This is a genomic window from Mycobacterium sp. IDUB_3 (assembly GCF_055419585.1).
Genome location: NZ_JBVAXZ010000002.1, coordinates 45,886 through 58,864, shown reverse-complemented (window position 1 = coordinate 58,864; position 12,979 = coordinate 45,886). Strand labels below are relative to the sequence as shown.

General features: G+C 66.8%; 14 protein-coding genes. 8 read left to right on the top strand and 6 right to left on the bottom strand.

Annotated features, from left to right (window positions below; genetic code table 11):
* Positions 1–27: 27 nt before the first annotated feature.
* The 4 genes from ACZYVJ_RS21100 to ACZYVJ_RS21085 are packed head-to-tail and all read right to left on the bottom strand — an operon-like array spanning position 28 to position 3,003.
* Positions 28–1,596 (bottom strand): adenylate/guanylate cyclase domain-containing protein, encoded by a 1,569-nt coding sequence (locus tag ACZYVJ_RS21100; protein WP_463833155.1) that lies wholly within the window; start codon positions 1,594–1,596, stop codon positions 28–30.
* A gap of 44 nt (positions 1,597–1,640) precedes the next feature.
* Complete coding sequence (locus ACZYVJ_RS21095; RefSeq protein ID WP_463833154.1) at positions 1,641–2,066, bottom strand: DUF4267 domain-containing protein; 426 nt, start codon at positions 2,064–2,066, stop codon at positions 1,641–1,643.
* A gap of 58 nt (positions 2,067–2,124) precedes the next feature.
* A complete protein-coding gene (locus ACZYVJ_RS21090) occupies positions 2,125–2,397 on the bottom strand; it encodes a hypothetical protein (RefSeq protein ID WP_463833153.1) in 273 nt (90 codons plus the stop codon).
* A gap of 9 nt (positions 2,398–2,406) precedes the next feature.
* Positions 2,407–3,003, bottom strand: coding sequence for a TetR/AcrR family transcriptional regulator (locus ACZYVJ_RS21085; RefSeq protein ID WP_463833152.1), 597 nt, complete (start codon positions 3,001–3,003; stop codon positions 2,407–2,409).
* Between the two features lie 98 nt (positions 3,004–3,101).
* Here ACZYVJ_RS21085 and ACZYVJ_RS21080 point away from each other — a divergent pair, with 98 nt between their 5' ends.
* From ACZYVJ_RS21080 to ACZYVJ_RS21070, 3 genes are all read left to right on the top strand, one after another.
* Positions 3,102–4,106 (top strand): oxygenase MpaB family protein, encoded by a 1,005-nt coding sequence (locus tag ACZYVJ_RS21080; RefSeq protein ID WP_463833151.1) that lies wholly within the window; start codon positions 3,102–3,104, stop codon positions 4,104–4,106.
* Positions 4,107–4,179: 73 nt separating this feature from the next.
* Positions 4,180–4,683 carry an RNA polymerase sigma factor gene (locus ACZYVJ_RS21075; protein ID WP_463833150.1) on the top strand — a complete coding sequence of 168 codons (504 nt, stop codon included), beginning with the start codon at positions 4,180–4,182 and terminating at the stop codon, positions 4,681–4,683.
* Complete coding sequence (locus ACZYVJ_RS21070; protein WP_463833149.1) at positions 4,680–5,294, top strand: methylated-DNA--[protein]-cysteine S-methyltransferase; 615 nt, start codon at positions 4,680–4,682, stop codon at positions 5,292–5,294. The genes ACZYVJ_RS21075 and ACZYVJ_RS21070 overlap by 4 nt, the downstream gene beginning before the upstream one ends.
* A gap of 13 nt (positions 5,295–5,307) precedes the next feature.
* Here ACZYVJ_RS21070 and ACZYVJ_RS21065 read toward each other — a convergent pair whose 3' ends face one another.
* Positions 5,308–5,709 (bottom strand): DUF732 domain-containing protein, encoded by a 402-nt coding sequence (locus tag ACZYVJ_RS21065; RefSeq protein ID WP_463833148.1) that lies wholly within the window; start codon positions 5,707–5,709, stop codon positions 5,308–5,310.
* A gap of 184 nt (positions 5,710–5,893) precedes the next feature.
* On the opposite strand from ACZYVJ_RS21065, the gene ACZYVJ_RS21060 reads away from it, so the two are divergent.
* The 3 genes from ACZYVJ_RS21060 to ACZYVJ_RS21050 all read left to right on the top strand — a co-directional run bounded on the left by ACZYVJ_RS21060 (position 5,894) and on the right by ACZYVJ_RS21050 (position 9,981).
* On the top strand, positions 5,894–7,378 hold the full coding sequence (locus tag ACZYVJ_RS21060; protein ID WP_463833147.1) for a phospholipase D-like domain-containing protein: 1,485 nt from the start codon (positions 5,894–5,896) through the stop codon (positions 7,376–7,378).
* Between the two features lie 54 nt (positions 7,379–7,432).
* Entirely contained in the window at positions 7,433–8,302 is an 870-nt protein-coding gene (locus tag ACZYVJ_RS21055; RefSeq protein WP_463833146.1) for a phytanoyl-CoA dioxygenase family protein, read from the top strand.
* A gap of 116 nt (positions 8,303–8,418) precedes the next feature.
* On the top strand, positions 8,419–9,981 hold the full coding sequence (locus ACZYVJ_RS21050; protein WP_463833802.1) for an LCP family protein: 1,563 nt from the start codon (positions 8,419–8,421) through the stop codon (positions 9,979–9,981).
* A 7-nt stretch (positions 9,982–9,988) separates the two neighbouring features.
* Here ACZYVJ_RS21050 and ACZYVJ_RS21045 read toward each other — a convergent pair whose 3' ends face one another.
* Complete coding sequence (locus ACZYVJ_RS21045) at positions 9,989–11,536, bottom strand: serine hydrolase domain-containing protein (protein WP_463833145.1); 1,548 nt, start codon at positions 11,534–11,536, stop codon at positions 9,989–9,991.
* Between the two features lie 234 nt (positions 11,537–11,770).
* On the opposite strand from ACZYVJ_RS21045, the gene ACZYVJ_RS21040 reads away from it, so the two are divergent.
* Both ACZYVJ_RS21040 and ACZYVJ_RS21035 read left to right on the top strand, forming a co-directional pair.
* On the top strand, positions 11,771–12,400 hold the full coding sequence (locus ACZYVJ_RS21040) for a M15 family metallopeptidase (protein WP_463833801.1): 630 nt from the start codon (positions 11,771–11,773) through the stop codon (positions 12,398–12,400).
* A 27-nt stretch (positions 12,401–12,427) separates the two neighbouring features.
* Positions 12,428–12,934 (top strand): DUF2505 domain-containing protein, encoded by a 507-nt coding sequence (locus ACZYVJ_RS21035; RefSeq protein WP_463833144.1) that lies wholly within the window; start codon positions 12,428–12,430, stop codon positions 12,932–12,934.
* The last annotated feature ends 45 nt before the right edge of the window (positions 12,935–12,979 follow it).

Sequence of the window (12,979 nt, the reverse complement as noted above, 5' to 3'; positions counted from 1 at the left end):
TCAGTCAACAGCATGATCGCTTGCCTGTCAGCGCGACGTCGTTCCGGCGGCTGCTTGGCCGCGCTCGGTGACCGGGACCAAACGCGCCATTCCGCGCATTATCCACGGGGTGCGCCGCGCCAGCACCGCTACCGCCCGGTCCGATCGTCGCATCGACGTTCGAGGACCTGGTGTGGGCGCAGCCGCTAACTGCACCTCGCGCGATGACGCGTCCGCGCCCTGAGGATCGACCGCGAGAATCTGCCACGTCCCCGGCACACCGCGCAGTTGCACGCTGCCACGATCCTCGAAGTGAATTCCCGAGCCGACCACCAGATCCCGGACGGTGCTGGAGACGAGGATTTCGCCCGCGCCGGTCAGAGCAAGGATGCGCGCGGCGATATGGACTGCGATGCCTCCGATATCCGCACCGAGCAATTCGCACTCCCCCGTGTGGATGCCTACGCGGATCTCGATACCCAGTTTCTCGGCCTCGTCGTGTAAGGCCTCGGCGCAGCGGATCGCCTGGGTCGGCCCGTCGAAGGTCGTGAGGTGACCGTCGCCGGTGCTCTTGACTACCTTCCCGCCGAATCGCTCAGTCAGTTGGCTGGTTATCTCAGTGAACCGCTGCAGGACCGCACGCCATCGTTCGTCACCGGCCGCTGCGGCGCGTTCCGTCGATGCCACCATGTCGGTGAACAGCACGGTACGCAGGGCGCGTTGTGATTGCGATGGTGCGCCATGGCTGCCGGTCAAAAACTCCTCGATCACCGTTGCGATCCGGTCCGGATCGGCGAGCCACGGTACGTGGTCGTTGCCATTCACTTCGAACATCCGCGCATTCGGGATGTGCTCGGCGATATACCGGCCGAACTGCAACGGGACCAGATCGCTCGTGGCATGGATGACCAGAGCGGGCGCGCTGATCGTCGGCAGAATCGCCCGGACGTCTATTGAGAACGCGGATTCCATTGTCGCGCGCGCCATTCCCGGGCTGGCGCTCATGCGTTCCAGCATCGCGAGCTGGCGCGTCGAGCGGATCGACGGCAACAGGGCCCGAAGCGCTTGACCGCTGCCCCACGAAGAGCGAATTGCCCTGCCGAACGTCTGGAACCTCGCGACCTGATCCACGGACGGCGTATAGGCGTCACCCAACAGAGGCGCCATCCGTTCCCGGAGCGCAGCCGGGTCGCTTTCCATGTCGTCCCAAGTCCCCCACCCGGCGAACGCTGAGGCTCCGGTGATGACCAGCGCCCGCGTCCGTTCGGGACGGGTCGCGGCGAACAGCATGGTGGCGGGGCCACCCTCACTCGCCCCGAACAACACCGCCTCCCCGAAGCCGGCTGCGTCCATGACCGCCTCGATCTCGGCCGCTCGATCCTCGAGCGTGCGCACTTTCGGAACCGGGTCGGACAGGCCCACCCCGGCCTTATCGAACAGCAGCACCCGGCAGAAGCTGGAGAACCGCACCATGAACGCCTCGAACTGGGGCACCGTCCAGAACATTTCCACGTGACTTACGAATGAGCCAGCGAAGACAAGGTCTATTGGGCCGTCGCCATACACCTGGTACGCGAGACAGAGATCGCCGCAGTCTGCATACGCTGTCTCCGGCACGCAATGAGCGTACCGATTGCATCGTGTTCTAGGGCAGCAAAGACTTACGGATTCGCTCGGTATCTCGGCTGTTCTTCGGGCACCGCCCGGCTGCCCTGACGGGGCCTCGGACGTATCGCGCCCCAGAGGCCGGCGGCGACGCCGACGGCGGCACCGCCGAGGCCGATGATCTGCTGCGAGGGCTTCAGCTCGCTGTGCACGCTCAACCCGCCGACCAGGTCGGCCACGTCGGCACCGGCGGAGGCCAGGAACCAACCCCGCGTGTTCTTACCCCGCAGCGCCGCCGAAGCGAGCAGGCCACCGATCAGCGCATCGCGATAGCCCATCGACCGCAACAACAGCTGCGCGGTCGGTGTCGGCTCGTCCGGGTCCCCCCACAACTTGTTCGCCCGCAGCGGGTCGACGAGGAAGGAAACGCCAGAGGCAAGTCGGATGGTGCCCGCAAGAAGGCCTAACCGGTCGATGGACATGGTCTGAGAGCCTAGGAGCAATCCGTCCGATCGTGCACGCATTCCACCCGAGAGTCGCTCACGGCGCCGGGCAGGAATCGGCGATCTGCAGTGACGCCGGCCACAGCACGGTGGCCACCCCGAAGGCCACGGCGTCGGCGGCGGTGGGCGACACGGCTTCTATCCGCGCCTGAATTCTCTGGGTCTGCTCGGGGTGAAAAGCGGTCCACGCGAACCCGATACACAGGTAGGGGATCAACAGCCACAACCCCAGCTCGATCAGCCCGCCGACGCTGACCTTGAGCCCGAGGATGCGCCGGACCGGGTCCATCGCGTGTTGGATTCCGCCCATAACCGCTCCCTACCGCAGCACCAGTTTCAGCGCGTAGTCGACGACGACATCGAGGTCAGTGCCCAAATGCCCGGCGAGCCACTGCTGCGCGAGCTCGGCCATGGCGCCCGTGTACAGGGCGGCGGCCACCTCGGCGGCCACCGGATCGGAATCGGGATTCAGGCGCCAGCCCTCGGTCAGCACGCCCGCGCGCAGCATGTCCTGCGTGGCGCGGCGCCGGGCGGCCAGCACAGGGTTGGTGCGCGCGTCGGTGAACAGCACCCGGCCGCGGCGCGGATCGGCGGACGAGAAGCCGAGCACCGCCGCGATGCCGGCCCGGGTCCTGGCGCCCAGCGAATCTCCCGCCTGTTCGATGGCGGCCTCGATCACTTCGCTGAGCTGATCACTCACCCGGTCGTAGACCGCGCCGAGCAGATCATCGGTGTCGCCGAAACTTTCGTAGAAGTACCGCGTGTTCAGCCCGCATTCGCGGCACACCGAACGCACCGAGACGGCCGCCTCACCGCCACTGCCGAACAGCCGATAGGCGGCATCGACCAGCAGCGCACGACGCTCGGCGCGGCGGTCCTTGAGCGGTATACCGGCCCACCGGGTGGGACTCGACATCCCTACAGCGTAAGTCGGGATGGCCCGGGTCTTGTCACACCTGTAGCCAAAACTTATTCTGGCTACAGTCGTGACCAGAATTTTCGAGGGAGTGCGCTGTGTTTCTGCCACACCAGATCGTCGGGCAGCTGATCAACAAGCAGTTGGACGACAACATGCGGCGGTACTTTTTCCGCGGCATGGAGTTCGCCGCGCCCGTCGGCGATCCGGGGTGGTTCGGCCCCGACAGTGCCGTGTGGCGTGTGCACTCGCACCTGCCCGCGCTGATCTTCGGCCTGCAGTGCGCCGCCTTCATGGAGACCCTGGACCCGTCGATCTACTGGATGGGCATGCACCACTCGCGACTGATCAAGCGGGACAGCAACGGCAACCCGATATCGCAAGTGCCCCAGATCGATCCCGAAGGCGCCGCCACGCGGCTCGGCCACTCGGTCGCGTTCTTCATCGGTACGGCATACGGGTCGACGGAAACCGCTGAGCGCCTGGCGAAATCCGTGCGCGCGATGCACCACACCATCAAGGGCACTCGCCCCGACGGTGCCCGCTACGACGCCGACGACCCCGAGTGGCTGCGCTGGAACTACGCGACGGTCGTGTGGGGCCTGGCCACCGCGCACGAGCTCTATCACCCAATGCCGTTGCGCGGCAAGAACCTCGACCGCTACTACAGTGAGTTCGTCCGGGTGGGCCACGCGCTGGGGGGCACCGGCCTGCCGACCACCAAGGCCGAGACGCTCGAATGTCTGGAGTCTTACTTGCCGAAACTGGCTGTCACCCATGGCAAAGCGATGGGCACCGGCCCCAACGTGCCGATGCCGCAGGCGGCCGTCGACTGGGCCATCCGCGACACCATGCCGAAATGGGCCAAGCAGATGCTGCAGCATCGCGATCGCAACATCGTCGAACGCACCGCCCGTCGCACCGCGGTGTGGTCGATCATCAACGGGATCCACGCCGCATCCGGCCCGGCCCCCGAATTCCGGCAGGCCCAGGCCAGGGTGAAGGGCGGCACCACGGTCCCCCACACGCTGCCGACCTACGTGCTCGGCAGCGATCAGGTTCGCAGCCGCTCGGAGGTGGAGCGCAGCTTCCAGTCGGTGTAGTCGCTCCTCCGCCGCCCCGGTGTTCGACACTGGGGCCATCTCACAAACTCCCCCGGCGAAACGTCTACACAGCGTGACAGCCAAACGACCGTTCGAGGCGGTGGTCGTCGACCACGGTCCCGCCGTACTGCGGGTATGCCGCGCCATCGTCGGGCCGGTCGACGCCGACGATGCCTGGTCGGAGACCTTTTTGTCCGCATTGCGCGGCTACCCCGACCTGCCCGCCGACGCCAACGTCGAGGCCTGGCTGGTCACCATCGCGCACCGCAAAGCGATCGACCTCACCCGGGCCCGGGCCCGACGCGCGGTGCCGACCGACGCCGTCCCCGAGACTGCCGGCCCGGCGGATCCCGATAGGGACGACGACCTGGCCACCGCGCTGGCCCGGCTGCCCGCCAAGCAGAAGCAGGCCGTGGCCTACCACTACCTGGCAGGCCTGCCCTATTCCGAGATCGCCGCCATCCTCGGCGGCACTCCCGACGCCGCCCGGCGCGCCGCCGCCGACGGCATCGCGACCCTCAGACGGACATACCCCGGCGTCGCCGCCGGCCCGACCGGGACAGGAGAACACCGATGATCAACGAACACGAATTGAACCGCGACCTGGCGCAGATCACCGACGCCACCGCCGACGACCTGGGCGCACTGCACGCAAGGCTCGCCACCGCCGCGCAAGCCCAGGGCCTGCTGGACATCGCCTACCGCGTCGTCGACAGCCCGGTCGGCGCCTTGCTCATCGCGGCCACCGAACTCGGTCTCGTCCGCGTCGCCTACGCCAGCGAGGGACACGACGCCGTCCTGCAAAACCTCGCCGACAGGATCAGCCCACGCATCCTGCTCGCACCCGGCCGCCTCGATACGGCCGCAAGGCAACTCGACGAGTACTTCGCCGCGAAGCGCCAGGACTTCAGCGTGCCGCTGGACTGGCGGCTCTCCGCCGGATTCCGCAACACGGTGCTTCGTCATCTGCCCGAGATCGGCTACGGCCACACCGCGAGCTATGCCGCGGTGGCCAAGCTGGCCGGCAATCCCAACGCGGTGCGCGCCGTCGGCAGTGCGTGTGCCACCAATCCGCTACCGGTCGTGGTGCCCTGCCACCGCGTGGTGCGCAGCGACGGCGCGATGGGCGGCTATCTCGGAGGCGTAGAAGCCAAACGCATCCTGCTCACCCTCGAGGCCGCGGCATAACTCATACCGGCCGCTAGGCCGCGCCCGGCGTGACCGGCGGAAGGTTGATCGCCGGCGATGACTGCTGCGTCGGCGCGGGCTGCGGTGCCTGGTTGACGTGCTGCCCCAGGTGCTGGGGACAGTAGGCGCTCGCCGCGATCATGGTGAACTGGGCGGCGCCGTCCACCGTGAATCCCGGATTGCTCGACGACACGCTCTTGATCACGTCGACTTGGGGACTGCCCTCGTCCATCAGTTGGCATGCCCGTTTACCCACCTCGACGGCCGCAGCCGGGTCCCGGTAGGTGATGCCCGCTTGGTTGAGCGCGGCGATGAAGCTCGCGTCCGCTCCCGAAGTGCCGACCGGGTCGGCGTACGCGGGCGCGGCCGCACCCGCGAGGGCAGCGCAGCCCGCAAGCGCTAGCAGCATTCGCATCGCTTCATCCTCATATAGATCGGTACCCCTGTCCTGCCGAACCCCTCCGGCTGTGCATAACGGCGGCAAACGCCCACGTTAGGCCGCCGGGCGCCGATTCCGCACGAATCCCGACACCCGAGGTCGATGTGGTACACAGTGCCTATGTCCGCGCTGTCCCAGCAACTTGGTTGAGAGGCCCGGCGTGCACGACGATCGGCTTCTGAGTCCCGGCCAGACTTGCTGGCGCACGGCACGGGCCGGCCAATTCGCCACCATCATCGACGCGGCCGACTACTTCAAGCACGTCAAGGCGGCGATGCTGCGCGCCCGCCATCGGATCATGCTGATCGGCTGGGACTTCGATTCCAGGGTGGCGTTCGAGCGGGGCGAGAAGACGCTTCCCGGGCCGAACCAGCTGGGGGCTTTCCTTTATTGGATGTTGTGGAAACGGCCGGGCCTGGACATCTACCTGCTGAAGTCCAATCTGCGTCTGCTGCCGGCGTTCGACGGCATCTGGTTTGGCCTCACCCCCGTGTCGCTGCTCAACCAGATCAGCAGCAGGCGAATGCATTTCGCTATCGACGGCGCCCACCCGATCGGCTCCGTGCATCATCAGAAGATCGTGGTCGTCGACGATGCGGCGGCGTTCTGCGGCGGCATCGATCTGACGCTAGAACGATGGGACACCCGTGCGCACGCGCATGAGAACCATCACCGCCGCACGTCCGGGCGCAGCTACGGGCCGCGGCACGACGTCGGCTTGGCCGTCGATGGTGCGGCCGCCCGGGCCCTGGGTGAGCAGGCCATGACCAGGTGGCAGACCGCGACGAAACGCTCGTTGTCGCCGGTAGAGGCCAAGCACAGCACCTGGCCCAGCAAGCTGGAACCGAACCTGCGCAACGTCGACGTCGGAATCGCACGTACTGTGCCGAAGCTCGAAGACCGCCCCGAGGTGCGGGAGGTGGAGGCGCTCAACCTGGCCGCCATCGCGGCGGCGCGCAACACGGTCTATGTGGAGAACCAATACCTGGCGTCCCGAACCATCGCCCAGGCGCTGGCCGCGCGGCTGCGCGAGGACGACGGTCCAGAGATCGTCATCGTGCTGGCCCGCAGAGGCAATAACCCGCTCGAGCGCGGAACCATGGACAGCGCCCGCCACCGCCTCATCCGGCTGCTGTGGGAAGCCGACGATCACGGCCGGCTGGGCGTCTATTGGCCGGCGACCGACGGCGGGACGCCGATCTACGTGCATTCCAAGGTGCTGGTGGTCGACGATCGGCTGCTGCGCATCGGCTCGTCGAACTTCAACAACCGCTCGATGGGGTTCGACAGCGAATGCGACGTCGCGATCGAGGCACAGCCGGCCAATTCCGAACATGATGACCTACGCCGCGAAATCGCTTTGGTGCGAAGCGAATTGATAGCAGAGCATCTCGGGGTTTCGGTCGGCGAGTTCGAAGACGCGGTCGGCGAACACCGATCGGTGCTGAAGGCGATCGAGGCACTCCGCGGAGACGGCAAGACTTTGCGGCCCTTCACCGAGCGGACCGTCGCCAACGAGGCGGGCCCGCTGGCGGAGAACGACCTGATGGATCCCGACCACGTCCCTCGGTCGCTGACGCGCAGCGTGCAACGGTTCATCACCGGCCTTCGAGGTTCACCGGACGGCGATTTGGGTGTGGGTTGAGCCGAACTCGGCCTACTGTGGGCAGAAGTGCCAGTGGACTAAGGACGAGCACCAATGAGCATCGACGACGACTCCTTCACCACGCTGGAGGACCTGCGGGGCGATCTGGCGCAGCGGTACAAGCGGACGCCGACCGGTGGAAGTGCGGTGGACAGCGCGATCGTCGAGGCCGACATGGCGGCACTCGATCGCGACGGCTACGTCATCTGGGAGAACCTGCTCAGCTCCGAGCAGTGCTCGCAGATCCGTGAGGCCGTGCGTCCTTGGCTGGGCCACACCGGACGCAACTCCTTCGAGGGCCTGCGCACCCAGCGCATCTACAGCGTGCTGAGTAGGACCCGGGTGTGCGATCCGCTGGTCGATGACCCGCGGGTGCTGGCGGTGCTCGATCGGCTGCTGATGCCCAACTACCTGCTTTCGGCGTTGCAGGCCATCAACATTCAGCCCGGCGAGGCCGCGCAGCTGGCGCACCACGACGACGGCTTCTACCCGATTCCGCGCCCCCGGGAACCGCTGGCGGCAGCGACGATCTGGGCGATCGACGACTTCACCGCCGACAACGGGGCCACAATCGTCTACCCGGGCAGTCACCGCTGGGGCAAGCGCCGGCCGGGCCCCGACGACCAGGCCCTACCCGTCGTGATGCCCGCCGGATCGTGCGTCTTGTTCGTCGGCACCCTCTGGCACGGCGGGGGTGCCAACAACACCGCCCGCGAGCGCCTCGCCGTCACAGCCCAGTACTGCCAACCGTGGCTGCGGCCGATGGAGGCCTACACCCTGTCGATATCGCGCGACATCGCGCGGGCGGTCTCCGATGACATTCGCCGGATGCTCGGCTACAGCATCCATCCGCCGTTCGTCGGCAACGTCGACGGCCTGCATCCGTTGCGGCTGTTGGGAGTTGAGCCGCGTTCCCCGGTTTGAAGCGCCGCAACCCGGCTATTCTCAGATCTGTCATGACGCGTCGAGCGGGCCCGCCCGGCGAAGAAGCAGATTCACCGACGGCCGGGCCCCGGAATCGCTTGCACCGCAACCACAGGATGGTGGCCGGTGCCAAGGTGCTGGCCGCGTCGATATCGCTGGTGGTGGTCGCCGTTATCGGGATCGCCTGGCACGCCTATCGGAGCGCGTCGGCGGGCATCACCAAATCCGATGCATTGGCCGGTGAACCAGCGTCGACCGGAAGCGACCAGAACATCCTGATCATGGGCTTGGACAGCCGCCGTGACCAGCACGGGCAGCCGCTGCCGCCCGACATCTATGACGCGCTGCACGCGGGTAATGAGGATTCGGCTGACGGCGATTCCGACGCGCTGATCGTGGTGCACCTGCCTGCCGACGGCGGTCCGGCCACGGCGATCTCGATCCCGCGCGACGATTATGTCGATCTGGCCGGCTGCCCGACCTCGGATTGCCGCGGCAAGATCAAGGAGGCTTACAGCTACGCCTACCAGCGGGTCATGGCCGGCCATGGTTCGGCCGGCTCGCAGCCGAATCCGACTGCGCCCCAAGGGCAAGACTCGACGGCTAGGGAACAGGCGGCACGGGAGGCGGGCCGCAAAGCCGAAATCAGCACCGTCAAAAGCCTTCTGCAAATCCCGATCGATCACTTCATCGAAGTCACCCTTGCCGGGTTCTTCCAACTCGCCCGGGTGGTCGAACCGATCACGGTGTGCCTCAGCGAGGACACGTCCGACCGGTACTACTCCGGGGCGGACTTTCACAAAGGCGTCCAACAGATCAGCGCAACTCAGGCATTGGCCTTCGTCCGGCAACGCCGCGATCCCAACGACGCGGCGTTCACCGATCTTGATCGAAGCCGGCGCCAGCAGGCCTTCATCGTCTCGGTGGTCAGCGCGATGCGCCGCGGCGGGACATTGTCGGACCCCACCAAACTGCACGCCCTGTTGGGCGTCGCCAAGCAGAACGTCGCCGTCGACGCCGGATTCGACTTTGACGAATTCGTTCGTAATGCGTTGGCGTACCCCAGCAGACCGGTGGTGCTGTACACACTACCGGTCACCGGCTTCGGTCAACTCTCAAACGGCGCCTATGTGAACTTCATCGACATACCCACCATCCGCTCCATCGTGCACAACCTGGTGGGCGCCGATTCGTCTACCGCACCGTCGACCAGCTACCCCACCACGGCAGCGCAACCGGACAGCGGTGCGCAGAGCACCCCCGGTGGCGTCGCGCTCGACGTCGTCAACGCCTCGGGCCGTCAGGGCGAGGCGGCAAGTGTCCAAATGCTCTTGGCGACTGGGAAATTCAGTCAAGGAAAGGTCAGCACGGCCGACTCCACCACCGAGACGAGCACCATTGCCTACGGGGCCGGCGCGAAGGTGGCGGCCACCGAACTCGCCGACCAGTACGACATAACGGCGACCGCATCCGACACCGTCGCCGGCAACACGGTGCGGCTGACGGTCGGGACCGACTTCTTCCGGTTTGACCAGACCCGCGGTTCCACGTCGGAATCGACGACGACGACCGCCGCGGCACCGGTCACCACGGTGCCGGCCACCGGCTCCGGCACCGAGCAACCAGCCGTTACCAACCTCTCGCGCATGACCGCCGACGGCATTCCCTGCGTGAAATGACAAGCTGCTATGGGGTTTTCCGTGGGGCAGGCGTCGAGAGCGGTAATGCGGCGCCGTAGAGGTGCAAGGCCTGCGCCGCAGCCGTGGCCACCGCACCCCGCAGGTTTGAGATCGGCGGGCTGCCCCGTAGGTGGATCGAGTTCGAGAGCAGAATAACGTAGGTATTCGAACCTGGGTCTATCCACAGCGTGGTTCCGGTGAACCCGGTGTTGCCGAAGCTGCCGACGGGAAAGATTGTCCCGCGCGGCCTGGAGTAGGCCGTGTCGATGTCCCAGCCGAAACCAAACAGGCTTTGTCCCCCGATCGCCGGATAGGTCGGAGTGTGAGCTCGTTGAGCGGCACGGTTTGCCGCTGCAACTTGTTCGGCGGTATGGCCGGGCTGCTGAGGAGCCGTCATCATCTCGAGAGTTTCTGGCCGCAAGGGGAACTCACTCGGGCGGTCGGCGAGCCGGTCAAGCAGCGCCTGCGCAAAGATGCTGGCATCGTGCGCCGTCGAGAACATGCCGGCATTGCCGGCGACGCCCCCCATCCTGCGCGCCGTCGGGTCATGCACGGTACCCCGAAGCAGGGCGAAGAAATCCGGATTCTTGCTCGGGTCGTCTCTGCTTTCCTCGTCGCGCGCAGTCGGCGCGATGCGCGGCAGCAGGCTGGTGTCCCATGCCCCTGCGGGACAAGGGCCTCCGGTCGCCGCGGGGGCCCAGGCAACCGCCGCCCCGCGCACCACGTGTGGGCCGCAGGCTTTGGCCGCGGGAAGGTAACGGGTGTCTTGCAGCCCCAGCGGCGCAAACACATTGCGTTGGACGTACGTGTCCTCGGCCTCGCCCGTGGTCTTCTCGAGCAGCGCGCCCAGCAGGATGTAGTTGATGTCGGAGTATCGGAAAACCTCACCCGGTCCCGACTGCAGTGGCGTGGTGAGCGCGCGATGAATGCCTTCCGCTTTGTCGGGTCCGCCCAGTCCCCACGGGTCTGCCAGGCTCACGTCGATCCCCTCGCCGGACGTGTTGGTCAGCAGCATGCGCACCGTGACCTGTGCGCGTCGTGGATCGTTCGTCGTGTTGAACTCGGGCAGGTATTTCTGCACCGGATCGTCGAACGCGACCTTGCCCTGTTCGTAGAGCTGCATGATGGCGACCGCTGTTGCGAGGCACTTCGTCAATGACGCCATGTCGAAGATCGTGTCCTCGGTCATCGGCTCCGCGGGTGCGGGCGATCCATCAAGCCCCGGTTCGCCCGCGAGCTTGCGCGACCCATAGGCCTGGTGGAAGACGACGTTGCCGCCGTGGCCGACCACCACTACACCGCCCGGCAGCCCGTCTGCAGCGATCGCGTCGTCCATCAGCTTGGAGATGGCCGCGAAGTCGAACGCGGGAGCCGCAGCGGGCAGCGGCGCGGGCTGCGGCGTCTGTGTGGGCTGCTGTGGGCGGTCGGCTACCGGTGTGTGCGCCGTAAAGGTCCACGGAGAAACCGCGATGAGGGCGAGCAACACAATTGCGACCACGACGATCTTGCGTAGCGAGGATGGCCAGAACTTCCACCTGCCACTGACTACCGGCATATGGCAAGGGTAAGTCGACGACCCGGCGGCATCCACCGTGCGTTCAGCGTCGACGCAAAGGGGCTGTTGCGCACCGGATTAGGAGCCGCTTGCAGTAGCGTTGACGCCGGACTGTCTCGCGACACCCGGTCGCGATGGTCGTGTCGCGATGGAGCAAGCGGTGAGGACCCATCCCCAGTGACCTCCGGCAGGCGATGGGTTGCCGTGCTGGCGGGCACGCTGACGGCCGGGACCATGTTGACGCAATGCGGCGGCGCGCCGCCACCCCCTGCGACCAGGCCATCGTCCACCGCGTCGTCGGCGCCCGCCGGTAGTGACGTTCGCCCGGTCACCGCCGCGGAGCTCGGTGCGAGCTGGCGGCCGGGCTGCCCGGTGGACCCCGCGCAGCTACGACGCGTCGAGGTTGACCACATCGGTTTCGACGGCCGGCCCCACCGCGGCGAGCTGATCGTGCACCAAGACTTGGTGCCGGAGGTGATCACGGCCTTCGCGCAGCTCTACCGGCTGAAGTTTCCGATCGAGAAGATCCGCACGGCGGACCGCTACCCGGCCGCCGACGACGAGCTCTCGATGGAAGACGACAACACGTCGGCGTTCAACTGCCGCGGCATCCCGGGGAGCGAGCACTGGTCCGAACACGCCTACGGTCGGGCCATCGATCTGAACCCACGTCTCAACCCGTGCGTCTACGCCGACGGCAGTTTCCAACCGCACAACGCGGCGGAGTATCTGGACCGCAGCCGCAGCAACCCGGGGCTGTTGCACGGAGGGGACCCCGCCGTGCGCGTCTTCACGGAACACGGGTGGCGGTGGGGCGGCGACTGGACGTCGCCGGTCGACTACCAGCACTTTGAGCGGCCGTGAGCCGGGCCTCTGCAAGAATGGGTGGATATGTCGCGCTCATTCGACGTCTCGACCGAGTCGTCCGCCACCGTCGAGCAAATTCATGCTGCATTCGGTCGCGAGGACTATTGGCTGGCCCGCATCGCGGCCGGCGCCGCCGAGACCACCTTGGATTCGCTGGTGACCGACGCCGATGGCACGGTGACGGTGCGCACGACCCAGCACCTGGGCCGTCAGATCCTCCCCGGGCTGGTCGCCAAATTCGTCACCGGTGACGTGAAGATCGTCCAGACCGAGACCTGGCGACCGGACGGCGACCGCCAGGTGCGCGGGCACGTCAGCGTCTCGGCGTCCGGCGGGTTGGGGTCGGGCCGGGCGGAAACCCGGCTGGCGCCCACGGATGACGGCGGTTCACAACTGCACTTCGCCATGAGGGTGGAGGTCAAGATCCCGTTGGTAGGCGGCAAGCTCGAGAAAACCATCGGAGCCGATCTGACGAAAGGCATCCCCGAGATGCTGCGCTTCACCACCACGTGGATCGACGAAAACACCTGAGGCGCTCCTCGTCGGTCGGGCCAGCTTGCCCCCCGCGCCCAGTGC